Genomic DNA, 26697 nt, shown 5'->3' on the forward strand with positions numbered 1-26697 from the left:
TCCTGGTAACCGCTTACGAAGATAATCCGGAGTTCCTCCTGCAGTTTCAGTGCCCGCTGAGCAAGCTCAAGCCCGGTCATATTCGGCATGCGTACATCGGTAACGAGGATGTCGACCTTCTCTCTTTCGAGCACCTCGCAAGCAGCGAAGCCGTTATTGACCGAATCGATCACTTTCATTCCGAGATCTTCCCATGGAATAAAGCTTTTCATGCCCTCTAGGTCCAGTATTTCGTCGTCTGCCAGCAGCACTTTATACACGGGTATCATCTCCCCCATAAATTCCGATAAGGGTATACTGCATAAGCAGCATACCCTTCTTGGTTTAAGCAAAAATTATTATTGGCCTTTCATTTTCGTAACGTTTTCTTGCCATTTCGTTGTTTTGAATGCAAGCAGCTTATCGTATCCTGCAGATTGAGCATCGGCCTCAGCCTTGTCGAGGATTGCCAATACTTCGGCATCATCCTTCGCGTACAGGGCTTTCGCTCTGGATTCCGTAAAGATATCTTCTACGCGTTGACGGATAATTCCTTCCTCGCTGTCCGGAGCCGGATCGAGGTTAATGTACTCCGTAGCATTGGCTTGAGTTTTCCAAGTGATTTCATATTGCCAGCGAGTGGACCAGTTGCGCTGCTCTTCCGGCAACGTGCTCTCGTATTTCGCTTTCGCTGTATCAACAAACACGGTGTTACCATTCCAGTGAAGATTCGTTGTGATGGCTTGCAGCTTGCCGAGACCGGCAGCATCCGTTACATATTTCTCGGTGAACTTCGGTGTTACGCCATCCTCTTCAAATCCGTCCCAATATCCTCCTGGAGGCCCCCACATGAGAACGCTTTGGCCTTCAGGACCTGTGTACCAATCCAAGAATGCGAAAATCGCTTCGGGATCTTTAGCGGATTTCGTAATTACGCTTACGTTCCAACCCAATTGCGTATAAGTACCAGGGAAGATCTTGTTCTTGTCCAGACCTTCCTTGTGAATCGGCCAGATCATGAAGTAACCGGCTTCCGGATCCTTCGCCGTCAATTCAGCGTGGGCATTCATTGCATTTTCCGTCGGGCTCGAAGCGGCATACACAGCAACGCGTCCCGTGTTCACTTTTTCTTTTACTTGGTCAGCCGTTTGGGTCATGGCATCCTGAGAAATCAATTTCTCGCGGAACAGCTTCGCGGAATACTGCATCGACTCGCGGAAAATCGGATCCGTAAAGATCGAAGTCAGCTTATCACCGTTAGGCACACCGCGGATGCTGATCCAACGAGTCAGAGCGTTTTCTGCAAATGCAGAGTACAGCACCTCGATACCTTGACCTTGTACGTGCGGCTCATAAGGAACCACTTGATCGCCGTATTTCGCTTTGACGGCTTTCAGGTATTCATACAGATCATCCGTCGTTTCCAGCTTAGGCTCGCCAAGCTCTTTGTAAATCTTCTTGTTTACAACATAACCTGCATTACCGTTCGGTTGGTTCGTATACCAGTTCGGGAACTGATACAGCTTGCCGTCCGGAGAGCGAAGCATGTTCAGACCTTCGTCGCCCATCCACTCTTTCAGGTTAGGATATTTATCAAGATATTCATCGAAAGGTACGAGCATATCGGCTTGACGCAGCTTCTCTACGTCCGGACCACGGTCCATCCACATCACATCCGGAAGCTCCGTGGATGCGATCATGGTATTGAATTTTTGCTGTGCGTTACCTTGCGAATGGATCGCGTTGACGGTTACCTTCTTGTTCTCTTTAATCCATTTCGAAGATTCGTCTTGTCCCCATGGCGGCATGGTGTACTCGTTATAATGGCCGTAGAAACTGAACTCAAGCGGTGTTTCGCCAAGCACAAACTTGTCGGATGCCTCCGTTGGAGGCGTGCTGGTTCCGTTTTCGCCTGCAGGCGCCGGATCCGCAGTCTTGGTTCCACCGCCGCCGCCGCATGCAGAAAGCATCAGCGCTGCCGCAAGCAAAGCCGTCATGGACGTGGTCAGCGATTTCTTTCTCAACCTCATTCTCTAATTTCCCCTTTCGTTTTTACACTTGATATTTATGTCTAAAGCTTAAGGCTTCAAACAACACGCATTGTTTTCCCTACTCTTTCAGGGAACCTACCAGAACACCTTTAACGAAGTGCTTCTGTACGAATGGATACACCATAATAATCGGAAGCGTTGCCACCATCATGGTTGCCATGGACAACGACTTGGAGGTTACGCTTTGCATCCGGGAGAGCACCGCCTGCGAAGCGGAATCCAGGTTGCTCATCTGTTCAGACATAATATTGGAGTTCAATATTTGACGAAGCATGGTCTGAATCGGAAGCAAGTTCTCGTTATTGATGTAGATACTCGGCAAGAACCATTCATTCCAATGGGAAACCGCCGTAAACAACGATAATGTTGCGATGACCGGACCGGACAGAGGCAGAATGATCTTAAAGAAAATGCCCCAGTTGCCGCAGCCGTCGATTTTGGCGGACTCTTCAAGACCGCTTGGGAGGCCGTTGAAGAATGTCCGGAAGATGATCATGTTCCACACGCTTACCAAACTCGGGATAATGAACACCCAGAAGGAATCCATCAGACCCAAACCCCGAACGAGCATGAAAGTCGGAATCAAGCCGCCGCCGAAATACATCGTTACGATACACATAATCATGTAGTATTTGCGGCCGATCAGTTCCCTCTTGGTCATCCCGTAAGCGAAGATGGAGGTTACCAATATGGAGGAAATCGTTCCGATCACGGTACGAAGCACCGAAATCTTGAAACCATTCAGCAACCGGTTATCCTGAAACACGATGCCGTAATTCTCAAGCGTAAAATCACGGGGCCAGAAGGTAACGCCCCCCATTGCCGTATCTGAACCAGAGTTAAATGAAATGACTAGTCCGTTCCAAAACGGATAAAACGTTACAAAGGCCAAGAATGCCAAGAAGATATAAATGATGACCATCATCACTTTGTCACCAAATGCTAGACGTACCACTATTACCCGCTCCCTTCCTCATAATGATCTCTTACCATAAGCTGTTTCCTGATTTGCGTGCAATCAAGTTGGCAATCGTCAGAAGCATGACGCTGATCACCGCTTTAAACAAGCCTACGGCCGTTGCATATGAGAATCGGGAGTTTTCGATACCTATTCGATAGACATATGTGTCGATAACGTCGGATACCTCTCGCAATACCGGGTTCTTAGCCAAGAGCAAGATGTCTTCGAAGCCTGCAGTCAGCAAGTTACCAATGGCAAGAATCATGAAAATAACGACGACCGGCATGATCGATGGAAGCGTAATCGTGAAGATCTGCCTGAATTTGCTTGCGCCATCCATGTCAGCCGCTTCATACATATGGGGGTCAACCCCGGCAACCGCCGCCAAGTATACGATGGAGGAGAATCCAATCTCTTTCCATACCCCTGTCGTTACGAGAATTCCCCAGAAATATTCCGGTAGCGACAGGAAGTTGATCGGCTCTTCGATCAAATTCAGCTTCTGCAGCAAAATGTTTACGCTGCCGTTATCCGTTGATAAGAGCGAAATCGCAAAGCCTGAGACGATAACCCAGGACAGAAAGTGCGGAAGATAACTGACCGTTTGCACCAGTCTCTTGAAGAACATATGCCGAACTTCGTTCAGCATAAGCGCCAGCAGGATCGGTGCCGGAAATCCAATAAGAAACTTGAGCAAACTGATGACGATCGTGTTTCTCATGACCGTCATAAATTCCGGCGATTCAAAAAACATTTCGAAATGCTTGAATCCGGCCCACGGGCTGTCGCCCATCCCCTTGAAAATGTTAAAGTCTTGGAAAGCCATTAAAATACCGTACATCGGTATGTAGCTAAACACAAAAACGAGTGCCAGTGCAGGAAGCACCATTAACTGTATATCCCATTGTTTAGCAAAGCGAAGCAATAAGCTTTCCTTCTTCCGTTTCGGAACAGGTTCCTGTTCTACGGATATTTGCGCCATGTCCAACCCCCCGTGTGTTCTATGCCATGAAGTTTACCTGATGTCTAACATTGTAGAATAAACGATCGAATATAAACATTTGCCTATTCAACGAAAAATGATAGTATTCAATCGAGAATTGAAACGCTTACACGGCATGGAATATTTGCGAGGGTGAAATGATAGGTGCGATTGCTTTCCATAAACGTAAAAAGACCCACCGCAAACATCATTGCGATGGGTCTGAAAAATAAGCTTCTGATGGCATTAATTATGATTTGCTCTTCACCCGAACAGGCGGAAGCAATTTACTCATATTCACCGTACGCTTGATCTCCCAAGTTTCCGGCTGATCATGTTCATACTGTTCCAAATAGGCGATGACTTCCTTCGTGATCGGAGTCGGTGTTGATGCCCCTGATGTAACTGCCACTTTGCCTACTCCTTCAAGCCATTCGCGCTTGAGTTCCGTCACATCGCCAATACGGTGGGCCGGTACTCCTGCTATCTCTTCGGATACCTGCGCAAGACGGTTCGAGTTATTGCTGCGAGGATCTCCTACCACGATAACTAAATCCGCCTGACCGGCTTGTTCGGCTACCGCTTCCTGACGCACCTGCGTTGCAAGACAAATTTCATTATGAATCTCCGCTCCCGGGAATTTATCGAGCAGACTCTTCATGATATGCTTGATGTCCCATTGACTCATCGTGGTCTGGTTCGTGATGATGATTCGGGACGAATTCACCTGAAGCTGTTCAATTTCTTCTTCCTTCTCGATCAGATGCACATGTTCCGGTGCGATCCCGATCGCCCCTTCCGGCTCGGGATGCCCCTTCTTCCCGATGTAAATGATCTCATATCCGTCGGCTACCTTATCCCGGATCAGATCATGGGTTTTCGTCACATCCGGGCAAGTGGCGTCGAGCGTGGTCAACCCTTTATCCCGCGCAAGCTTGCGTACTTCGGGAGAGACCCCGTGTGCGGTAAAGATTACGGTTCCGCTCTCCACCTGGCTCAGAATTTCCATCCGATTCGGACCGTCCAGGGTAATGATGCCTTCGTCCTCAAAGGATTGCGTGACATGACTGTTATGCACAATCATGCCCAATATATAAATAGGCCGAGGAAGATCCAGATTCTGCGCCGCCTGACGCGCCAAGACCATGGCGTCGACGACACCGTAACAATAACCTCTCGGTGATATTTTCAAGACTTCGATGATCCCCACCTGCTTTCCGTAGTAATCCATAAGCGATCTAGTCTATTATACCCTATTCCAGGGGAGGAGCAAAGACGACGGGGAGCCAGACGATAAAGGTGCTGCCTTCCCCTCTTCGGGTGACGACCTCGACAGAGCCCTTATGCTCATCGATGATCCATTTGGCGATGGACAGCCCGAGTCCGGTTCCGCTCGTGATGCCTCTCGACTGATCCGCACGGTAGAAGCGTTCGAATATGAACGGAACCTCATCCTTATCCATACCGATTCCCGTATCCGAAATCCGCAAGCCTACCTGACCCTTGTACAGAACAACATCCAGACTAACCTCGCCCTCAGGCGTGTACTTGAACGCATTCTCGATAAAAATGAACAGCATCTGCTGCAAATAATCCTTATTTCCTTCCACATAAACACCGTTCAGGACAGACAGCTCTCCGACATGCCATTCTGCGGTTTTCTCCAGGAAATGAGCGCGCCGTGCAACCTCTTCAACCAAAGGCTGGAGCGGCACCGGGTCCAGCTCAAACGTCTGGCCGGTATCGGCCCGCGCCAGAGACAGCATATCGTTCACCAGCCGGCTCATTCGCTTCGCTTCATCGGATATATCGCCTACCGCTTCGACCGAGATCTGTTTGATCATTTTCTCGTCTATATCCGCTCTCTCGCCGGGAGCAACCGTCCACATTTTCTGCAAAAGATCCACATTGCCCCGGATGGTAGTCAGCGGGGTCCGAAGTTCATGGGAAGCGTCCGATACGAAGCGCCGCTGCGCCGCATAGGCATCCTCAAGCTCTTTATAGAAGCTCTCCGTCCTCTCAAGCATCCCGTTAAACGTGCCGATAAGCTGACCGATCTCGTCCTCCGGCCCGTCGTATTCGATCCGTACGCTAAGGTCGGTGCCTTTTTGGATCTGCTCCGCTGCCTCCGTAACCTTGCCGATCGGTTTCATGGATTTCCGGGCCAGGAATAAACCTAATGTTGAAGCGATCACGAGTGTCGCTGCCGAGCCCATGATGAGGATGGATTGAAGTCTGTCCAGGGTTTGCTCGATGGTGCGTGTACTTACACCGATTTGAAGCCATCCGAATAATTTCCTTGAGTTGGTTTCAACTACAGGAGATTCGTATACTATAAAGGAGGCTCCATTAAACGAAAATCGTTTGAACTCTCCGGGTTTGGTCATACTTAATGCTCTTTCAAGAGTCGGATTTTCAAATTGCAAGCCACTAAACTCCATGTTGCCGGATCTCCAGATGGATCCATTATAGAACGTATAAAGCTGTACGTATAAATCAGCTGCCTCCGCATTAATCGCAGAGGAACGATCCGGTAGAAGGGCAACTGACGATGACGTGTAACCAATCTTATTGGCTTCCTGCACTAATCGCTGCTTCAACTCCTCGTACGTATACAAATGGACAAAGCCATACACCGCCGAACTGAATATCAGCAGTGTCACGAACAAAATGCCGGTATACCATGCTGTCAGTCTTAACCGAATGGACATGCTAGTTATCTCCTCTTAAAATATAGCCGGCTCCGCGGATCGTCTGGATCAGCCGTTTACCTCCATGTTCCTCGGTCTTCTGCCGGAGCATGGCGATATAAACCTCCAGCACATTCGACTCCCCGCTGTAGTCATAGCCCCATATTTTATCCATAATCAAATCGCGGGACAGCACCCGCTTCGGGTTTTGCATAAACAGGTGCAGCAGCTCGAATTCCTTGGCAGTGAGCTCCAGTCTCTGCCCGCCTCGAATGACTTCCCTCGCATCCGTATCCATCACGAGATCCTCAAAGGTCAGTCGGTGGTTAGAGGTATCATCTCCGGTTTTACGGCGCAGCAAAGCCCGGACGCGGGCAAGCAGCTCCTCCAGCGCAAAGGGTTTGACCAGATAATCATCCGCTCCGGTATCCAGCCCCTTTACCCGGTTCTCCACCTCATCCTTTGCCGTCAGCATCAGCACCGGTATCGTGCTTCCGCCCTCCCGGAGTCTGCGCAGCGCTTCAAATCCATCGACCTGAGGCATCATTACGTCCAGAACGACGACATCCGGGTCCTCACTCAATATCACTTTCAATCCTTCTGCTCCGTTGGATGCGGTCAGGACGTCATAGCCCTCAAACGCAAGCCCTCTGCGCAGCATGGAAATAATCTTCTCATCATCGTCTACAATCAAAATCCGGGATCGCATAGCGGCATCTCCTCTATCTTCTTAGCGTTATATTTAGTACGACGTTACAATCCCATTATATCGGTCGCCTCAAGGACAAGACAAGCGGAAGGGAACGGTCCCTTCCGCTTGTTGTCACGCCTATCCAGGGTTACGGCTGCTGTTGCCGTTGTTGCTGCTGTTGGGTTAGATCAAAATCGTTCTTGTCGCCGATCGTTAGCGCTAGGTCCATGTTCTTGCCGTTACGAACCACATTCAGCGTGATTTTGTCTCCTACCTTCTTAGATTGAATCAATTCAATCAGGTCCTGCGCGGTCGGATATTTGGTACCATCCACACCCACAATAATATCATATTGGCGCAGGTCCGCTTCATAAGCCGGCGAACGGAACACGACGCTGTCAACGTAAGAACCTTCCTTCACGTCCGTACCCAGGGATTGGGCAATTTGCGGAGTGACCGTTCCCAGGCTGGCCCCGATGAACGGAACCGGCTCTTTCGGCACTTCCTCGTTGTTTTTCAGGTATTCCACAACTTCCTTAATCGTGCTGGACGGAATCGCAAATCCGATCCCTTGCGCTTCCGCACTGACGGCTACGTTCATTCCGATAACCTCGCCCTTCAGATTGAGAAGCGGCCCGCCGGAGTTACCCGGATTAATCGAAGCATCGGTCTGGAGAAGGTGTTCATAATTGCGGTCTTGTTCGCCGTTCGTGCCTTGAATATCGATCTCGCGTTCCTTCGAGCTAAGTACACCAGCGGTAACCGTGTGTTCAAAACCGTGCGGGTTCCCGATGGCAACAAGCCATTCACCAACCTTCAGCGAGTCGGAGTCACCTAGCTGTACCGATGGGAAATCCGCCCCTTCGATTTTCAAAACGGCTAAATCGAGCTCATAGCTGGAACCGAGCAGCTTCGCTTCATAAGGCTTTTTGGTACCCTGTACCGTCACTTGGATCACATCTGCGCCATGGATCACATGCTCGTTCGTCAAGATGTATCCCGACTTCTCAAAGATGAAACCCGAGCCGATGCCTGAAGGCTGAAGCTGGGATTCCTGACCTCCGTTGTTGCTGCTTCCACCGTTTCCGCTGTTTCCGCCATTGCCTTCCTGGCTCGATTGACCGCCGCCGAAGAAGTACCAGAACGGGTCGTTCATGTTCGGATTCGTGCTTTGTCTATTGCTGCTGTTTACAAGCGTCTCGATCAGCACGACGGCCGGACTCGCCTGATCCACCACTGCCGATACGTCGCCAGGATTCGATGGAATCATCGCTGATGCGGTAGTAGCTCCGCCGTTATCTCCGCCGTTATCCTCGACGTTAGCCGAAGTTTCTTGGGCTGGCTCCGATGAGTACGCCGCATCCGGCGTAAACAGATTCGTTCGGTCAGCGGCAAACATCAGGCTCGAAATGACGAGGACGCCTGCCAAGAAAGACAACAGCACGGTTTTGACGGAATTTTTGGGCTTCTGGCTGTAGTTCCACTCTTTGTTTCTTTTCATGGAATCCACAGGCCCCCCGCCGCCCTGGCTTCCGGAGGAATGGGCCTGCGAGAAACTGGAGGATGGAATCGGTTTTACGGGCTGCGGAGCGGTAACCTCCACCTCCTGAGGTTCCCGGCTCTGGTAAGGCCGTTCCGTTTTCTCATCGTCGCGGTTACTCGATATGGACTGGAACGGTCCGTAAGAATAGTAATAAGAAGAATTCTCCGTGGATGCTTCCTCACGTCTCGTTGCTTCATTGTTATTCGCTTCGCTGTTCATTCCCTCATCATCCGGGTACCCGTAACGCTTTCTTTGGTCGTCCATTGGTCTACCTCCTATTAAAATCACTTGCTTCCAAGTGGTCTAATTGATTAACTGTTCTTATTGTGTACTATAAACCTTAATAGTACCTTAAAAACAATTAAAAGGCAGATAAAAAGAAAACCGGGACGCTTCCCGGTCATACCTCACCAAAAGAACATATTGCTATATTTTGACCCAGCCCTTCCGGTGGGCATAAATCGCCAATTGCGTCCGGTCCTCCAGCTCGCACTTCATCAGCAGATTGCTGACATGGGTTTTAACCGTCTTGATGCTGATATGCAGCTCTTCGCCGATTTCTTTGTTGCTCTTGCCTTCGGCAATCAGGAGCAGCACTTCCTTCTCCCGCTCGGTAAGCCCGGATTCATCCCCGTTCACCATATGCCGGCGGATTCCCCTGGTGAGTGCTTCCGACACGTCTTTGGTCATGACCGGCATCCCCCGGAACGCTCCCTGAAGGGCGTAAATGAGCTCGTCAGCCGAAACCGTCTTTAGCACGTAGCTGACTGCCCCCGCCTCAATGCACTCGACCACAAGCTCGTCTTCGAGAAAGCTGGTCAGAATCACGATCTTCTGATCCGGGAATTCGGACATAACCGCGCGCGTGGTCTCCGCCCCGTTCATCACCGGCATCATCAGGTCCATTAGAATGAGATCCGGCCGGTCGGCCTCCTCCCCGTTTCTCAGCATATCAACGACCTCTTGGCCATTCGCTGCTTCTCCGATCACTTCAAACCCCGGATCCAACGATAAATATGTTTTTAACCCCATGCGAACCATATCATGATCATCAGCCAGCAATATCCGAATCGTACCCATAATGATTGTTGTCCCCTCTCTATTCCACTGGCTCAGCCAGCACTTCCTCATCCTTGTTCTCTTCCTCCGCCGCTCCGGTATTGCCCTCGGCCTCAAATAACGGAATATTCACGCGCACCGTCGTTCCCGCGCCCTTCTTGCTTATAATATCGACCTGTCCGCCAAGCTTTTCGGCCCGTTCGCGCATCGTCGACAGCCCGTACGATCCCTGCTTGCCTGCCACTTCGTCAAAGCCGACACCGTCATCGCTGATGCTTAAAATCACGCGTTTCTGGTCCTCGCGAAGCGACATGCTGACAAGGCCCGCACCGGCATGCTTCACGATATTAGCCACCGCTTCCTGGATGATCAGGAAGAGCTGATGCTCAATCGCATCCGACACCCCGCCGTAGAGCTCGACATCCTTCATGCCCTTCAGGCCGTTTTGGCGGCAGTAATCCGGAAACCACCGTTCCAGTGCTTCTTCCAGGGTTCTGCCTTCCAGCTCCACGGGCCGAAGCTGCGCAATCAGCGCCCGCATCTGCTTCTGCGCCACATGGGACATCTCGATCAACTGGCCGAGCACCTTGTCCCCGTGCTCCGGATTTCGCTTCAGTACCGCCGGAAGGGATGAAGCCGACATGTGGATCGCAAACAGCTGCTGACTGACCGTATCGTGCAGATCCCTTGCCATCCGGCGCCTTTCCTCGAGGACAGCGGCTTCCGCGGCAATCTCCTTCTCAATGACATCCTGCTCGCCGAGGCGCTGCAGCAGCTTCATTTTCTTCTCCAGCGCTTCCGTCATCCCGTTAAACTCATCGTACACTCTGGCAAAAGACCCGTCCTCCATGGCAGGCAGCCGTACGTTCAGATTTCCTTTGGCAACCTGCAGCATGTTCAGATGAAGCAGATCCAGCGGCCGCTGGATGCGCTGTCCCGCGATGTATCCCGCAATCCCCGTAAACAGAAGTACACCGACCGTGTAATACACCCACAGCCGGTTATCTTCAATATGTATGTAGCCGGATTGGTTTGCTGTGTACAGGAAAACAGCAACCCCGGCTCCGATCAACAGAAAGTAAAACAATATCACCCATTTGGTATTTTTCAATATCCCCATCATATCGATTAACCTACCCTATTCACTTTGACGTCACCGATAAATACGCTCACGGTAATTCGAATTTTCTTGCCCGCTTCCCTGTAATGCGGGCTTTCCAGGCCGGCATTGCTCATAAAGCCGCTCCGGGATTCCTCAAGCACCTTCATATCGCCGATGAAGGAATTGGTCGTGACATGAATGCCGACGTCCGAATCGTTCGGAACGAACACCTTGACATCCCCGATAAACGCCGAGATGTTGATTTTCGTTTCGCCGTAAGGGATTTGAGCTTTGGTCAGATCCAGTACCGTATCGCCGATGAACTGCGAAATATTCGTCGGCTTCAGCTGGAAATAATCCTTCCCCATGTGCACGTCCCCGATAAAAGAGGACTTGTTCACCGTATCATGGCTATGCCAGGATTGGTGATGATGATGTTGATGTTGATGATGGTGGTGTTCGTCCTTATATTCCGATCCGTCGCCGTAGCTTTTGCCGTTATCGTCAAAATCCACATGAACTCTGAACTTGCTGCGGTCCTGTCGTTCCTGGCGCGGGCGCTCATGCTGCTGTCCCTGCCAGCGGTACCCTTTGCTTGAATCGTGCGAGTCCCTTGATTCGAACTCCGGCTCTTCATAAGCCTTGTCAGCCTTGTCTGGCTTGCCGAATCTTCGCTCGAATTCTTCGTCCAGGGAGGATTCCAGCGGACGCGCTTCAGGCGGCTCCGGGATATCGTAATCGTCCCGACGATGCGAGCCGAAATCATCCGGACTTGGCGGTGATGGCGGCGGCGTATGATCCTTCGGTTTGAAAATAACCTGCAATCCGTACCCGATCAGGATGATCGGAATCGCGTATTTGATCAAATCGCCGAAAGAGAAATGGACCATGTCCAGATTTCTTCCGAGAAAGTATGATCCGATCACGATCGGTACGATCGAACCCCACAATGCTCCGCCACGGGCATAAATCAAGCTTTGCAGCCCGAACCAGATGATGAACACCGGCCAAAATGTCGAGAATATATAACCAAGGTCCACATGTATAATATCGAGCTGATTTAGAAGAAACACCACACCAATGCCGATGAGCAGCAATCCATTGCTAAGCTGGCTCCATCCTTTTCTACTCATGGTCATCCCCTAGCCTTCCAGTTCTATTTTTTCTTAATTACAGTGTACAACATATTGCGATGAACGGGTTAGCGGCGGTGGAATGAAGTTGATCTCGGTCTCGAGACCGAGTCCCTGGATATAAATGGATATGATTCCATAATAAAAGACCTCCGCTTTAAGCGGAGGTCTTATTGCTGCACGAACGGGCGTTGACATCTACACCTTAACGGTTTGCAGAATGGTCCCCTGGTGTGTTCAGATCGCCAAACTCAGCGTCAAACTTCTCGTTCGGTTTTTTGTAGTTCTCCTGTACTTTGGAGTTCCCTTTTGGGTTGCTGGCGATGCTGGTCTCTTCAGCAAACTCAGCGTTAAACTTTTCGTTAGGTGTTTTAAAGTTCTCTTGCACCTTGTTCTTTTTAGCCACAATATTCACCTCCCTGTTCATTTGCGATACCATCATCCTCTTCAGGGGTTTGGCCCCCGAAAAGTAGTATGTGATGAACAGGGTGTCATTATTCTTAAATGTTTACTGCCATAGAAGCGCAGCAAAATTACCCTAAATGGCTTCCTCCAGCACGGATGAAGGCAGGAAACGATAGGTCTCAATCGCGTCCTCCAAGGTTCTCAGCATGGCTTCCGTGCATTTGCCGCTTCCGGTTTTAATGACCTGCACCTCAACGTCCTTTTTCCCCCACTCCTTAAACACCTGCTTGGTGGTGGAGAAATAGAGGTCAATCTTCTGGCCCTTGATGGCTGACCCGATATCCGCTACGATCCCATACCCATAGCCGGGAATATAGAGAATGCTGCCGAGCGGGAATACATCAGGATCCGCGGCAATCGTAGACAGCGTATTTCGATCCCGCTTGACCTTCACCCCGGAGTAGGTGATTCCATACTGGGGATGTCCCGGCTTCTTCCCGGTCGACTCGTAACCTGCCGTGTATCCCGTAGCGGTTACCTTCACCGTATGCAGCACCTGGTCCTCCCTTGGGGCAAGCACCGGCATGGACTCGCGTTTCTTGCCGGGCTCGCTGGTCTTTGGCCCCGTACTTGGAACCTCCAAATATCTATTCATATCACTAAAACCCACCACGCGTAGCGCATAGAAGCGAGACATCTCAACGTAATCGGAGCCATGTATTTCCTCTGACGGATCATACACATTTCGGGTGTCCGTCGATTCGTAGGATTCGCTTAGAATCAAATTGCGGGCCTCTACTGCCGTAGAGCCTGCGCTGAACAAGATGGCTGATAAAATAAAACCAGCAAAAAACCTCTGCCATGTTTTCCATTGGATCATGTGAATACCTCCCCCTTACTAGCGAGGGTTCCCACTTCTCGAATAGAATATACGTCATGGCAGAGGTCTGCATGTTTCCTCGGTTACTTAACTTTTACGGCAAAACTAAACTACATGGGTGTTAATTTCTTCACGCAGCTTGAGGATGATTTCGTCCAGCGGCTGGGCCCCGATATCCCCTTCGCCGCGCTTGCGGACGGAAACCGCTCCGGCACTTTTCTCGTTCTCGCCAACGATGAACATGTATGGAATCTTCTCGAGCTGTGCTTCGCGAATCTTGTAGCCCAGCTTCTCGTTGCGAAGATCCGGCTCGACGGAAATACCGGCGAATTGAAGCTTCTCGGCCACTTCCTTGGCGTAGTCTTCAAAGGCGTTGGATACCGGAATGACTTTGACCTGTACCGGGGAAAGCCACAACGGCAGCGCCCCTGCAAAATTCTCAAGCAAGAATGCCGTAAAGCGTTCCATGGTGCCCAGAATCCCGCGGTGGATTACGACAGGACGGTGCTTCTGGCCATCGTCGCCGACATATTCCAGCTCAAAGCGCTCAGGCAGCAGGAAGTCGAGCTGAACGGTGGACAGCGTTTCTTCCTTGCCCAGTGCCGTGCGGATCTGAACGTCAAGCTTCGGTCCGTAGAAGGCAGCTTCGCCTTCCGCTTCATAGAACGGCATGTCCAGGCTCTCCACTACTTCACGCAGCATGCGCTGGGACATTTCCCACATTTCGTCGTTCTGGAAGTACTTTTCGGTATCCTGCGGATCCCGGTAAGACAGACGGAAGCGATAGTCGTGAATGCCGAAGTCCTTGTAGACCGTCATGATCAGCTGAATGACCCGGGCAAACTCTTCCTTGATCTGATCCGGACGGCAGAAAATATGCGAGTCGTTCAGCGTCATCGCGCGCACGCGATGCAGGCCGGTCAGTGCGCCGGACATCTCGTAGCGGTGCTGCATGCCAAGCTCCGCAATGCGGATCGGCAGATCCCGGTAGCTGTGCATATCGCTCTTATATACCATCATATGGTGAGGGCAGTTCATCGGACGCAGGACAAGCTCCTCGTTGTCCATTTCCATTTTCGGGAACATGTCTTCCTGATAGTGCTCCCAGTGACCGGAGGTTTTGTACAGTTCCACGTTTCCGAGTACAGGGGTGTACACGTGCTGGTAACCCAGGCGTTCCTCCATGTCCACGATATAACGCTCCAGGGTACGGCGCAGTTTCGCGCCGTTAGGCAGCCAGATCGGCAAGCCTTGTCCAACGAGCTGAGAGAACGTAAACATCTGCAATTCCTTGCCCAGTTTGCGATGGTCGCGCTTTTTGGCTTCCTCCAGCAGGCGAAGATGCTCGTCGAGCTGCGCTTTTTTCACAAACGCCGTACCGTAAACACGCTGAAGCATTTTGTTCTTGCTGTCGCCGCGCCAGTATGCGCCTGCCACGTTCATCAGCTTGAACACCTTGATTTTGCCGGTTGAAGGGACGTGCGGTCCACGGCAAAGGTCGAAGAATTCGCCCTGCTCGTAAATCGTGATGATGCTGTCCTCCGGCAGGGCGTTGATCAGCTCCAGTTTGTATGGATCGCCAAGCTCGCCGAAAATGCGCAGCGCTTCCGCACGGCTCACTTCCTTGCGGACGATCGGGAGGTTCTCGCCGATAATGCGTTCCATTTCCTTCTCGATCTTCTGCAGATCCTCCGGATTCAAAGGCTCTTCCAGGTCCATGTCGTAATAGAAGCCGTCTTCGATGACCGGCCCTACGCCAAGCTTGACTTCTTTCTGTCCATACAAACGCTTGGTTGCCTGAGCCAGCAAATGCGCTGTACTGTGGCGCATCACCTCAAGCCCTTCGGGCGTATCCTGCGTTACGATTTCGATCAGCGCGCCGTCCTGAAGCGGAGTGGATAGATCCACGACGATCCCGTCCATTTTTCCCGCAACGGCATTCTTTCTCAGTCCGCTGCTGATCGACGCAGCCACATCCTCGATATTGCTTCCAGCCTCATACTCCCGTACGGAGCCGTCAGGCAGTTTAATGCTAATAGCCACCTTGCATTCCTCCCCAAAAAAGTTTTCACGTTTCTTCCATATATGAAGGACGCGTTAGTCTCCCCTCGAAGCAAGGCCTTGGGCTGTTCATAAGCCCGCCTGGACTTCAGCGAAGGATACCGGAACATGCAAAAAAACACCCGTCCCGCGAAGGGACGAGTGTTATACCCGTGGTTCCACCCTAATTCGATCTCTCCATCCTCTTATGTACCCGGTACATAATCGATTAAGATCCTTCATCAGCATTGAGTAACGGTCATGAACCGGTGAAGCCTACTCATCCGCATTCTTGATGACTTGCGGGTTCGACGACACAGCTACAAAGGGGTAAATCAATGGCGAACCGGAGGAAATTGCAGCCGAGGTTTCCTCTCTCTGAGCGGTCGGATCCGGATTGATTCATGTCTTTGTCAGAGCTTTTACGTGAATTTATCAGTAATTATAATCCTGACCGCTTCGGTGCGTCAAGTCATCATTCGTCCGCTTCCAAGAAGCGCGCTGCATTCCGGACAGCTGCAGCATACTTCGGCGCGGTTATCAAAGATATGGGCCAATGTTGCGATGACGGGAAGCTCCGGCTGTCTCGTGTGGATAATCAAGCGGGCCGGAGATACCGAAATCAGCGTGCTGACGACCATATCCTCAATCTCCATCTCCTGGTCCAGCCTTTCCATAACCAGTCCGTCGTCACGAGGGCGTTCGATCGGGCGAAGATTGCCGTCCAGCAGCAAAAAGTCCTCTTCCCCTTTATGAATGACGTGAACCAGCGGCATTTTGGGCTCCTGAAAATAAACGAAATATTTCAGCAGGCTTACGAACTCCTCATACTGCTGATCAAGCATGAACTCATCCACGGCGTACTCGGCCATCTCGCGAAGCTCCTGTTCATAGGACCGAAGCCGGAAGGTCATGAAACCGTCCAGATTGAGCTCCGGCGCCTCGTTAAGGCATTGATAGATGTCTTCGGACAGCTTGCGTTTGCGGCTCTGCCAGAAATCTCCGGACGGGCCGTCTTCTTTTTGCAGGAGCATCAAAAACCATTGCAAGATCCGCCCTGCTTCTTCCTCATCATCAAACTCGAATTCCGAGAACATTAACCGTGCAGCAATCTCCTGCTCCTTCTCCTCCAGAATGTAAGCCGTGACTGCTTCGGCAGCAAGCCGGCGCAGCGTGTCGGCCGATGCGGTCCACGAAGACAGCGGAAGCTTGCCGGAGCACGTCCAAATCACGCGGTCATTCGAAGCACTGAATGTGAATTTGAGCGGCTTGCACTGTTTATGTAGCTCTTTCTGCTTGTCTGACAATATGCGGTGGAACGCCTTTTTCTCGTCTTCCGTCCGCGTACCGACAGAAATGCTGAACAGTTCCATGGAATCACTCCTTTCGAGTTCCCTTTTCAGTATATGGGGACCCGCTCGGGGATATACGGAACTCCTGCTTGGAAAAACAAGCAAGTCCCGGCGCGCATATTAAAAATGTTTATCAACGCACATTTTATGAAGGCCTGCAGCTCTTTTCAGTAATTTCTTATTGCGATATCAGGAAGGTTCGTGCTTTGGAGTTTATATTTTCTGATATCTAAATAAAAAACGGGCCGAGTCGGCCCGTCTTGCGGATTATAAGTTATGCGATTAGTTCTGCATCACGAAGTCGCGCTCCACGGTGCTGTTATCCTCGAACACGCGAAGAATATCATACCGGGTGTTGCGCTGAGCCGGAATGTTGCCGGTCTCGCGGATTAATTGGATAATCGACTCAATGTTGACCTTGTACACGGCGCCTGCGGAAGACACCACGTTCTCCTCCATCATCGTGCTGCCGAAGTCGTTGCAGCCGTAGCTGAGCGACAGCTTGCCGATCTCAGGCCCCATCGTTACCCAGGACGATTGCAGGTTCGGCACGTTGTCGATCGCAAGCCGGCCGATGGCTACCGTCTTCAGGTACGCTTCCGGCGTTTCGCGCTCGCGCTTGAGGTTCGTGTTGTCCGGCTGGAAGGTAAACGGAATGAAGGCCAGGAAGCCTTTGGAGTCATACCCGTTCTGGATGCATTCATCCTGTGCGTCACGTACGCGAAGCATGTGCAGCGCCCGTTCTTCCATCGTTTCGCCAAGACCGATGACCATGGTAGCCGTCGTGTTCATTCCGACCTTATGGGCCGTTTGCATGACATCCATCCATTGGCGCCATGTACCTTTCAAACGGCTGACTTTTTTGCGGATGCGATCATCCAGAATCTCCGCGCCGCCGCCCGGCAGCGAATCCAGACCCGCGCTGTGAAGCTCGCGCATCACCTCTTCGAGTGTGAGCCCGGAGATCTCCACCATCTTCATGATTTCCGCCGGGGAGAAGGAATGCATCGTAATGCTAGGGAACCGCTTCTTAATGTTGCGAAGCAGATCCGTATAATAATTGAAAGGCAAATCCGGATTGACTCCGCCCTGCATCAAAATTTCAGTGCCGTTCACGTCCTCGGTTTCCTGAATCTTCTGGAAAATCGTCTCATCCGACAGAACATAGCCCTCGGAAGAGCCGGGTCTGCGATAAAAAGCACAGAAACGGCAGAATACGTCACATATGTTGGTATAGTTGATATTCCGGCCGATAACAAACGTCGTGATGGGATCCGGATGCAGGCGCTTGGTCATCACATCCGCCGCATGGCCAATCTTCTCGATCTCATCACTCTCAAAAAGGGTCACGGTATCTTCCAAATTTAAACGCTCACCGCGTAAAGCTTTATCCAATATACGGTTTACCGCACTCATTCTTGCAGCCTCCCTACTTAACACAAAATACAAATCACCAGTAAAACTTCGTCTATCCCATCCTACCACATTCCGCCATTAAAAACGACATCCCGTCCGTGACAGGATGCCGAATTCTATGATTTGGCAAATCTTCAGATGAGGTTCATTGCTTCTTAAAAATCTTTAGTTGCTGGTAGAAAAGGCCTGGTCCAAATCGGCAATCAGGTCATCCACATCCTCCAGTCCGACCGAGAAGCGGAGCAAACCGTCGGTAATGCCGCGCTCATGCCGAACCTTCTCGCCCATGGCCGCATGGGACATCATCGCCGGATACGACAGGATGCTCTCCACTGCTCCCAGGCTGACGGCTACCAGCGGCAGCTTCACGCGGTTCAGCACCTGCTTCGCACGCTCGCCTGAGCCGACGTCAAAGGAGATGACCGCGCCGTAACCGCTCGACTGCTTCTCATGGACTTCCCGTCCCGGATGATTCAAGAGGCCGGGATAATACACTTGCTCAATGTCGCTTCTCCCTTGCAGCCAGGCCGCCAGCTTGGCCGCGCTCTGCTCGGAGTGGGCCATCCGAGTGCTGAGCGTCTTCATGCCCCGCATAAGGAGCCAGGAATCCTGGACCCCAAGCACCGTGCCCAAACCATTTTGCAGCTGTTTCAACTGGTCTCCCAGCTCCTGGGTTCTGGCTACGGCGAGACCTGCCAGCACATCGCTGTGTCCCCCAAGGAATTTGGTTGCGCTGTGGATGACGATATCCACGCCGAACTCGATCGGGCGCTGATAGAACGGCGTCATGAACGTATTGTCCAGCAGGGTAAGCAGGCCTTGCTCCTTCGCCCAATCCGTGACGGCGCCGATGTCGGTAATTTTCAAGGTCGGGTTCGAAGGGGTTTCCATATAAACCGCTTTTGTATTCGGTTTGAGGGCCGCCTTCACCTGATCCAGATCGGTCATGTCGACGAAGGTGCTCTCGATGCCCATACGGCTCAGTATGCTGGTCAGCAGGCGGTAGGTTCCGCCGTATACATCCTCCGTCACGATCATGTGATCGCCCGCGGACAGCAGCATGAACGAACTGGAGATCGCCGCCATGCCGGAAGCATAAGCGAAGCCGCGAACGCCTCCTTCCAAGAGGGCGATATAATCTTCCAGCGCCTGCCGCGTCGGATTGCCGGATCGGCTGTAATCGTGCAGCGGCGGGTTAAAGACGTCTTCATGATGAAACGTCGAGGCTTGATAGATCGGAACGCTTGAAGCGCCGGTTGCGCGGTCGATTTCCCCGCCGAAATGCAATAGTTTCGTCTCGAAACGGAGTTCTTCATCGTGTCCGCGTTTTGCTGATACCTGCTTAGCTTGCGTTTCCAAGCCGGATGGACCTTTATCGATGCTCATGCTCCCGTGCTCCCTTCCACTTCTGCCATAGCCGCGCCCAGCGCAGCATCCAAATCCGCGATCAGGTCATCCGCATGCTCGATGCCGACCGAAAACCGGAGTAAGCGGTCGTCCACGCCGATCGCTTCCCGAATCTCAAGCGGGATGTCCGCATGGGTCTGGACCGCCGGGTATGTCATTAGGGACTCGACGCCTCCGAGGCTTTCTGCAAATGCAATCAGTTTGATGTGGCGCAGCACGGGCTCGACATAGCGGGCGTCCTTCACCTTGAAGGAGAAGATGCCCGTGTTGCCGCTGGATTGGCGATTCTGGATCTCATGCCCCGGATGATCCGGCAGAGCAGGGTAATACACCTTGCCGATCGCCGGGTGGGTTGTCAAAAAGCTTGCCACCGCGGTTGCATTCGATTCGTGCCGGTCCATGCGAAGCGCAAGCGTCTTCATACCCCTCATTAACTGATAGGAATCGGAAGGACTCAGCACCGCCCCGATGGAGTTATGAAGGAAGGCCATCTCCTCGGATAATTCCTTGCCCTTCGTCACGATGATGCCTGCCAGCACATCGTTATGCCCTCCCAGATACTTGGTGGCGCTATGTATGACGATATCCGCCCCAAGCTCGATGGGTCTCTGGAAATACGGGGTTAGCAGCGTATTATCCACGATGCTGATCAATTGATGGCGTCTTGCCCATGTACAGACGGCTTCGATATCCGTAATCATCATGAGCGGATTCGTCGGCGTTTCGATAAATACGGCCTTCGTGTTCGGTTGTCTGGATCCTTCCAGCGCATCCAAGTCGTTTGTATCCACGTAGGTCGCCGTTACCCCGAACTTGGACATGATCCGCTCCAGCAGCCGGTACGTCCCTCCGTACAGATCGAGCGATACAATCAGGTGATCGCCTTGACCGAACAGCGCAAAAATCGTCTGTAGGGCCGCCATGCCCGAGCTGCAGGCAAAGCCGGCGTCACCGGATTCCAGCTCGGCGCAGGCATCCTCGAGTACCGAACGGGTCGGATTCTTGGTGCGGGCATAATCAAACCCCGTGCTCTGGCCTAATTTAGGGTGGCGGTATGCCGTAGCCTGATAAATCGGAAAATTAACTGCTCCCGTTACCGGTTCCTGCACCGATCCGATCTGTGCCAGCCGGCTCTCTATATTCAAAGGTTTCTTCTCCATCACAAACTCTCCTCCCGTACGCGGTTAAATTTGCGGACCGATATCATATGGCGTTTCCTGATATACATAGTAATTGAGCCAATTAGTGAATAATAAGTTTGCATGCGCGCGCCATATGGACGGAGGCGTTCTTGTTGGATCGTCGTTCGGATAATAGTTGCGCGGCAGCGCAATGTCCATGCCTTTGGCAACGTCCCGGTCATACTCCCATTTCAGGGAGTCCGCATCATACTCGGAATGCCCTGTGGCAAAAATCTGCTTGCCGTCCCGGCTGGATACCAAATAAATCCCTGCTTCCTCGGACTCGGACAGGATGACCAAATCATCCACGCCTGCAATGTCTTCGCGCCGAACTTCCGTATGACGGGAATGCGGAACAAAGAACATTTCGTCAAATCCGCGGAGCAGCTTGGTACACGCTTCATTGATCGTATGCGGAAATACGCCAAAGCATTTTTCCTCGAGGCTGTATTTCGGCACGCCGTAATGATAATAAAGCCCGGCTTGCGATGCCCAGCAGATATGGAGCGTAGAGGTCACATGCGTCTTGGTCCATTCAAAAATTTCAGTAAGCTCATCCCAATAATTCACTTCTTCGAACTCCAGCTGCTCGACTGGAGCTCCAGTAATGATCATGCCGTCAAAACGACGGTTCTTCACTTCTTCAAAGGTTTTGTAAAATGATTTTAAATGCTCGGCCGACGTATTCTTCGATACGTGTGAGCTCGGGTGAAGAAGGACGACATCCACCTGGAGCGGGGAGTTGCCGATCAATCGCAGCAGCTGGGTCTCCGTCGTTTCCTTGGTTGGCATCAAATTGAGGATCGCAATCCGCAGCGGGCGGATATCCTGATGAAACGCATGACTCTCATCCATGACAAAAATGTTTTCTCCAGCCAGAACTTCCTTTGCCGGCAGGGCATCCGGAATTTTAATTGGCATCTGAGGCTCACTCCTTCGAAATATGAAATGATACATCCATAAAGCTGTGAGAAAGAGCGTTAGACTGTATAAACGCAAGAAGACCTTTCTCGAAGTAGAGAAAGGTCATCATATACGTATCACAATGCGCCTCTCTCATCTGTCAGGCTATACGACGGCTTATACAATCGTCGTATCTCCTGCAAGAATTAGCACCGTGCGATGTTGCCGCCGGTTGCCGGGTTTCATAGGGCTAGTCCCTCCACCTGCTCTTGATAAGATTTCGCTTTATTCAGTTGTTTGGAATTGTTTCGTAATTGATACCTACTTTAAATCATCCTCAATTTTTCGTCAAGAACCTTTTCATGAGTTTGTCACACTTCACCAAAGGTTTCCATACCCTATATCATGGCCCTTGGACAGCTCCGGATTTCACTTGAAAGGTCCTACACCCGGCGTTATACTAGACAAGTGCTGTTTAAAACCGAGTATGAAAGAGGTGACATGGAAGATGGACGGTGACCCGAGCCAGAAACTGGATGCACAAGACGCACAACCGCATAGGATCAAGATCAGCTTACCGGCAGAGGGCAGCGTTATTTTTCATGCGCTTTTTATCGTATTCTAACCTTCCTCGATTTATGCCCGTACACCGGTGGGCTGATATCCTGTGCCTTAACTGCTTGACTTAAGCAGCTTGGATTAGACAAAGGAGTGATATCAGATGAAAATCCGGTTGGTCGATTCGGGCGTTTTTACCCCTGTTGATGACATCGAAATGACGCTGACAGCTCCGGCCAGCGGCTTCTACTGGCTGGATGCGGACGTGGATGATTTAGCCGAACTGCAGCCCCTCTTCTCCCTGCATGATCTTGCCGTTGAGGATTGCCTCAGCGAAGAGGAGCAGCGTCCCAAAATTGAAATATACGAGAACCACTATTTTATCGTCGTGAACAGCATCCGGTTTGACGACGAAGAGATTTTCCTTCGGGCATTGAATGTTTTCCTGGGCAGGCATTTTATTATTACGGTGACCAAGCAAAAGATCCATGAGCTTCGCACCGTCAAACCGCTTCTCTGGGAGGATGAAGTCAGCACGCCTGACCGCTTCCTCTATCTCTTGATCGACCTCGTCACGGACAACTACTTCTCCGTAGGGGACCGAATAGAAGCGAGAATTGAAAAGCTGGAGGAAGACATTCTGATGCATACCAAAAAATCCCACCTCAGCGAGATCATCGGTCTGCGAAGTGAGATTCTTTGGTTGAAAAAGGTGCTTGGCCCTCAGAAGGAAGTTATCAATACGCTCAACAAAAAAGATCTTCGGCTGATCGATGACCAGCTGCAGAAATACTTCAGCGATATCTATGAAAATGCCGTTAAAATTTCCGAAACGTTCGAGACCTATCGGGATCTCATGGGGAACCTTCGGGAAGCCTACCAATCCAGTATCGCCAATCGGGCCAATGAAATCATGCGCGTGTTTACCGCTATTACAACGATCTTTATTCCATTGACGCTGATTACGGGCATCTACGGCATGAACTTTGAGTATATGCCGGAACTTCATTGGAGATATTCCTATTATGTGGTTATCGGCATCATGGTTTTTGCCGGCGCGCTCATGTTTTATCTGTTCCGTAAAAAGGATTGGATATGAGACACCCTGGTCAAACGAGGAGAGTACTGGCCGGAACACAGCGGTTCATACGAACCGCCGCAACTAAAACCTAATCTACAAGCACGGCGAATTAGCATCAGGACGGATCTCCTTGCAACGGGGAGAATCCGTCCTGACTTCGTTTAAGGCAGATTAACCGGCATTCGCTTTGCCGGGCTGATCCCGCCGAAAGCGGATCCGTATGAGACGAAGCCGTTCATACAGCCTTTCCGTCCCCCCCAGCTCTTCTGCTTCTGCGTTCTCGGCTTGTCCCTGTCCGTATACCCGCTGTAACACAGGTTTAAGAAACGTATCGCCCAACTCTTCAAACGCCTTCCATACGTTTTCCTGCTCCGCAGCCGTCATCATGTTCAATTCGACCTGGAGCAGCTGCTCCGTATCATAGCCTTCCTTCTCAAGCCCTTCCAATTCCTCGACCAAATCCCGACGCGACAGCGAGGTACGCGCTTCAAGCTCGGACAGCGAAGCGCCCTCGGCTATGCCAATCAGCATCGCACGGCGGGTTCGGAAGCGTTCAAGCTCCTGCTGATATCTCTGTTCCTTCTGTTTATACAGCCAGGACAAGAATTCCTCTTCCGGCAGCTGCGTATACACCCAATCCAGTGGAAACGTTGTGGTTCGCTCGGTTTTCGTCGTAATCTCCAGCCATTCCACCCCGTGCTCCGAAGCCTTGCTAACCCCGATTCCCGGAAGCTGCAGCAGCTCTTCCTCACTCTGGGGAACAAAGGCGCTGATCATGCGCAGCACCCGGTTGCTGGCAATGAAATAGGGCGCTTTTCTTCCGGATGCGGCCTTTCTCCTGCGCCAGGCGCACAGCTCCGTGTACAGCTCCTCCGATCCATACAGCTCGCTGTAACATTGCAGCTTCTGAGTGCCGAGATTCTTGCTCCCGGTCTCTCCCGGTTCATGGAATACCCCTTCGATTAGCGGGCGGAAGCCCTCTCCGAGCTTCTTCGCAAGCTGATGCCGATACACGCACAGCAGCTCATTCCATGAGTTGCCTTCATACCACTCGTCATCGGAAACTTCACCGTCCGGTTCCATATTCCGCCAGCCGAGCCTCCATCCTCCTTCTTCCTCGCCGATCCATACTTGAGCCGAACGGAGATGACCTGACTCATCCGCTCCGCTCATCCGATTCATGAACACAATTTGCATCCCTCGATAACCTCCCGTTTACGCAATCAGCATAAAGGCGGAACAACGCAAAAAAGCACCTCTCCTCCGCGCAGCGGCAAGAAAGGTGCTTCCTTCGTTCCATACATTATACTGTTGAAACTATAATACCATAATCTGTAATAGAATCCAATCCATTTTAAACTTTCCCTATATAAGAAATCAGGCTAAGCTTGAATGCTCTTGGTTTCATCCACTGCCAGCTTGGCCAATGCCAATGCGCCGCAGAGACCCGCATTATCGCCGAGCATCGGCGGAACGATGAATTGATCGATCCCGTCATGAAGGCTTGGATGCTGAACATATCCTGCCAGCAGCTCTTGAAGCTTCGTGCGGATCAGCGGGAACAGCTGCTCCTGCTTCATCACGCCTCCACCCATCACGATTCGCTGAGGGGACAAGATGAGGACATAATTCATCAGCGCTTGAGCGAGATAATAAGCTTCCATCTCCCAAGCCGGATGATCCGGCGTCAATTCCACGCCGGGAACACCCCAGCGTTTGCCAAGAGACGGTCCCGCAGCAAGCCCCTCCAAACAGTCTGCATGATAAGGACAGGTCCCCTCATATTTGTCTTCCGGATGACGGCGGACGTAAATATGCCCCATCTCCGGATGGGACAGGCCGTGAATCAGTTCGCCGGATACCACGGCGCCTGCTCCTACTCCCGTTCCGATGGTGATATAAAGACAGCTGTCCAGTCCCTGGGCCGCCCCCACGTATATTCTCCAAGAGCCGCTCCGTTTACATCCGTATCAAATCCGATTGGAACGTCAAAACGCCCTTCCAATGCTTTGACGATATTGTAATTGCTCCAATGCGGCTTCGGCGTCGTTGTAATGCAGCCATAGGTCGGGCTGCCTTTCACCGGGTCAATCGGTCCGAACGAACCGACTCCGATCGCCTCTATATCCTTATCAGCAAAAAAGTTAAAGACGTTTGCCATGGTTTCTTCAGGGGTTGTCGTCGGAAAGCTCACTCGCTCCACAACCGTTCCATCCTCCGTACCCACGCCGCAAACGAACTTGGTTCCTCCTGCTTCAATTGCTCCAAGTAAACTCATGCTTCTTCCATCCTCTCCACGATGTGCTGTGCCTTGTTCTCTATATGGTTGCTAACAAGCTCTATTCGAAGCATATGTAAACATTGTGCTCCCGTCAAGTCTGCCTGCCTCTTTCCCTGCCTCTGCCCCGTTCCGAGACGCGGCATTTCGCCGGCCGTTCTGCCGACAAACGCGCGCCGGGACATCCAGCGTGCCGCCGCTAATCCCAGTATAAAGGCACTGATGCTGGACAGCAGTGATGTTTTTATCGACTGCCATTCCGGCATCCCGAGCCGAGCATTTTCGTCATGGTCACGACGACGGCTCCACAAACACGATCCAGCCACCGTGATATGCGCTGATTTCAGGCTTCCGGATGAATTGAAGAAGCGCCTCGGCCTGCTTGCGGATGTCTCCGGTACGACACCTTCGATCGAAGCGGCTAGGAAACTACCGCCACCCCAAAAAGATGGCCGAGGCTCTTCATTTCCAGCTCCTCCAGTTTGGTTAACGCACGTTCGTGATCCACGCTCAGGCGGCACAAATCCAGCTCGCATTCCATCGGAACCTCGCAATGAATTTCGGCCAGGGCCCGGGACAGATGCAGCATCTCCAGATCCGCTTCGATCTTGGTGCGAACCCCTTTGGTCAATGAATCGAGATTCGCAAGGATGCCCTCCACGGATTCATATTCCTGGATCAGCTTGACTGCCGTCTTCTCGCCGATCCCGCGTACGCCCGGATAATTGTCGCTCGTATCTCCCATCAGGCCTTTTACATCGATCACCTGTCTTGGTGAAAGCCCCTTTTCGGCATAAAGCGTCTCCGGGGTATAGTGCATATAATTGCCATGCCCCTTTTTCATAATGATGACCGAAGTCGAATCGTTCACGAGCTGAAGCAAATCGTGGTCGCCCGACAGGATCATGACGTTCATGCTATCGCCGAACCGTCTGGCAAGCGTACCGATGCAGTCATCGGCCTCATAACCCACGACGCCCAGATTCGGGATCCCGAGGCATTCCG

General features: G+C 51.6%; 23 protein-coding genes, 1 pseudogene and 1 riboswitch. Of the genes and pseudogenes, 1 reads left to right on the forward strand and 23 read right to left on the reverse strand.

All coding sequences use genetic code 11. From position 1 onward, the window contains the following. From HMPREF9412_RS23525 to metA, 19 genes are all read right to left on the reverse strand, one after another. The coding region (locus HMPREF9412_RS23525) for a response regulator (RefSeq protein ID WP_009594307.1) at window positions 1-260 on the reverse strand (260 nt) is incomplete at its 3' end. A 78-nt stretch (window positions 261-338) separates the two neighbouring features. After that, window positions 339-2009 (reverse strand): extracellular solute-binding protein, encoded by a 1671-nt coding sequence (locus HMPREF9412_RS23530; protein WP_009594297.1) that lies wholly within the window; start codon window positions 2007-2009, stop codon window positions 339-341. A 79-nt stretch (window positions 2010-2088) separates the two neighbouring features. Continuing rightward, complete coding sequence (locus HMPREF9412_RS23535; RefSeq protein ID WP_009594306.1) at window positions 2089-2985, reverse strand: carbohydrate ABC transporter permease; 897 nt, start codon at window positions 2983-2985, stop codon at window positions 2089-2091. 31 nt (window positions 2986-3016) lie between these two features. After that, window positions 3017-3973 (reverse strand): ABC transporter permease, encoded by a 957-nt coding sequence (locus HMPREF9412_RS23540; RefSeq protein WP_009594311.1) that lies wholly within the window; start codon window positions 3971-3973, stop codon window positions 3017-3019. Window positions 3974-4223: 250 nt separating this feature from the next. After that, on the reverse strand, window positions 4224-5174 hold the full coding sequence (locus tag HMPREF9412_RS23545; protein ID WP_036673324.1) for a 4-hydroxy-3-methylbut-2-enyl diphosphate reductase: 951 nt from the start codon (window positions 5172-5174) through the stop codon (window positions 4224-4226). Window positions 5175-5226: 52 nt separating this feature from the next. Continuing rightward, the gene (locus tag HMPREF9412_RS23550) at window positions 5227-6684 is read right to left on the reverse strand and encodes a sensor histidine kinase (RefSeq protein ID WP_009594302.1); all 1458 of its coding nucleotides are present in this window, start codon (window positions 6682-6684) and stop codon (window positions 5227-5229) included. Window position 6685: 1 nt separating this feature from the next. After that, window positions 6686-7372: a response regulator transcription factor gene (locus tag HMPREF9412_RS23555; protein WP_009594308.1), complete on the reverse strand. Its 687-nt coding sequence runs from the start codon at window positions 7370-7372 to the stop codon at window positions 6686-6688. A gap of 130 nt (window positions 7373-7502) precedes the next feature. Continuing rightward, window positions 7503-9161 (reverse strand): S1C family serine protease, encoded by a 1659-nt coding sequence (locus tag HMPREF9412_RS23560; protein ID WP_009594315.1) that lies wholly within the window; start codon window positions 9159-9161, stop codon window positions 7503-7505. Between the two features lie 162 nt (window positions 9162-9323). Next, on the reverse strand, window positions 9324-9977 hold the full coding sequence (locus HMPREF9412_RS23565) for a response regulator (RefSeq protein ID WP_009594299.1): 654 nt from the start codon (window positions 9975-9977) through the stop codon (window positions 9324-9326). Window positions 9978-9996: 19 nt separating this feature from the next. Further along, complete coding sequence (locus HMPREF9412_RS23570; protein WP_009594296.1) at window positions 9997-11079, reverse strand: sensor histidine kinase; 1083 nt, start codon at window positions 11077-11079, stop codon at window positions 9997-9999. Window positions 11080-11084: 5 nt separating this feature from the next. After that, on the reverse strand, window positions 11085-12197 hold the full coding sequence (gene liaF, locus HMPREF9412_RS23575) for a cell wall-active antibiotics response protein LiaF (RefSeq protein ID WP_009594319.1): 1113 nt from the start codon (window positions 12195-12197) through the stop codon (window positions 11085-11087). 199 nt (window positions 12198-12396) lie between these two features. Continuing rightward, window positions 12397-12597, reverse strand: coding sequence for a hypothetical protein (locus HMPREF9412_RS23580; protein ID WP_009594314.1), 201 nt, complete (start codon window positions 12595-12597; stop codon window positions 12397-12399). A 132-nt stretch (window positions 12598-12729) separates the two neighbouring features. Continuing rightward, on the reverse strand, window positions 12730-13476 hold the full coding sequence (locus HMPREF9412_RS23585) for a 3D domain-containing protein (RefSeq protein WP_009594309.1): 747 nt from the start codon (window positions 13474-13476) through the stop codon (window positions 12730-12732). A 105-nt stretch (window positions 13477-13581) separates the two neighbouring features. After that, complete coding sequence (gene thrS / locus HMPREF9412_RS23590) at window positions 13582-15519, reverse strand: threonine--tRNA ligase (protein ID WP_009594316.1); 1938 nt, start codon at window positions 15517-15519, stop codon at window positions 13582-13584. 464 nt (window positions 15520-15983) lie between these two features. Continuing rightward, the gene (locus HMPREF9412_RS23595; protein WP_009594305.1) at window positions 15984-16889 is read right to left on the reverse strand and encodes a putative sporulation protein YtxC; all 906 of its coding nucleotides are present in this window, start codon (window positions 16887-16889) and stop codon (window positions 15984-15986) included. A 261-nt stretch (window positions 16890-17150) separates the two neighbouring features. Further along, on the reverse strand, window positions 17151-18284 hold the full coding sequence (mqnC, locus tag HMPREF9412_RS23600) for a cyclic dehypoxanthinyl futalosine synthase (RefSeq protein WP_009594303.1): 1134 nt from the start codon (window positions 18282-18284) through the stop codon (window positions 17151-17153). A 165-nt stretch (window positions 18285-18449) separates the two neighbouring features. Continuing rightward, window positions 18450-19670, reverse strand: coding sequence for an aminotransferase class I/II-fold pyridoxal phosphate-dependent enzyme (locus HMPREF9412_RS23605; RefSeq protein ID WP_009594321.1), 1221 nt, complete (start codon window positions 19668-19670; stop codon window positions 18450-18452). Then, the gene (locus HMPREF9412_RS23610; RefSeq protein WP_009594320.1) at window positions 19667-20851 is read right to left on the reverse strand and encodes a PLP-dependent transferase; all 1185 of its coding nucleotides are present in this window, start codon (window positions 20849-20851) and stop codon (window positions 19667-19669) included. The genes HMPREF9412_RS23605 and HMPREF9412_RS23610 overlap by 4 nt, the downstream gene beginning before the upstream one ends. 24 nt (window positions 20852-20875) lie before the next feature. Then, the gene (gene metA, locus HMPREF9412_RS23615; RefSeq protein WP_009594301.1) at window positions 20876-21793 is read right to left on the reverse strand and encodes a homoserine O-acetyltransferase MetA; all 918 of its coding nucleotides are present in this window, start codon (window positions 21791-21793) and stop codon (window positions 20876-20878) included. A gap of 132 nt (window positions 21794-21925) precedes the next feature. Next, window positions 21926-22054: riboswitch (SAM riboswitch) on the reverse strand. A gap of 442 nt (window positions 22055-22496) precedes the next feature. On the opposite strand from metA, the gene corA reads away from it, so the two are divergent. Next, window positions 22497-23432: a magnesium/cobalt transporter CorA gene (gene corA, locus HMPREF9412_RS23620; protein WP_009594304.1), complete on the forward strand. Its 936-nt coding sequence runs from the start codon at window positions 22497-22499 to the stop codon at window positions 23430-23432. A 153-nt stretch (window positions 23433-23585) separates the two neighbouring features. Here the strand turns inward: corA and HMPREF9412_RS23625 are convergent, their stop codons facing one another. From HMPREF9412_RS23625 to HMPREF9412_RS23640, 4 genes and pseudogenes are all read right to left on the reverse strand, one after another. Continuing rightward, complete coding sequence (locus HMPREF9412_RS23625) at window positions 23586-24611, reverse strand: HRDC domain-containing protein (protein ID WP_009594317.1); 1026 nt, start codon at window positions 24609-24611, stop codon at window positions 23586-23588. Window positions 24612-24892: 281 nt separating this feature from the next. Next, window positions 24893-25692 (reverse strand): annotated as a pseudogene (locus tag HMPREF9412_RS23630) (ROK family protein); the annotation flags it as partial. Beyond that, on the reverse strand, window positions 25689-26003 hold the full coding sequence (locus HMPREF9412_RS33455) for a hypothetical protein (RefSeq protein WP_036673321.1): 315 nt from the start codon (window positions 26001-26003) through the stop codon (window positions 25689-25691). The pseudogene HMPREF9412_RS23630 and the gene HMPREF9412_RS33455, both read right to left, overlap by 4 nt. 110 nt (window positions 26004-26113) lie before the next feature. Beyond that, on the reverse strand, window positions 26114-26697 hold a 584-nt coding region (locus tag HMPREF9412_RS23640), incomplete at its 5' end, for a 5'-3' exonuclease (RefSeq protein ID WP_009594322.1).

This window comes from Paenibacillus sp. HGF5, from assembly GCF_000204455.1.
GTDB classification, from domain to species: domain Bacteria; phylum Bacillota; class Bacilli; order Paenibacillales; family Paenibacillaceae; genus Paenibacillus_AQ; species Paenibacillus_AQ lautus_A.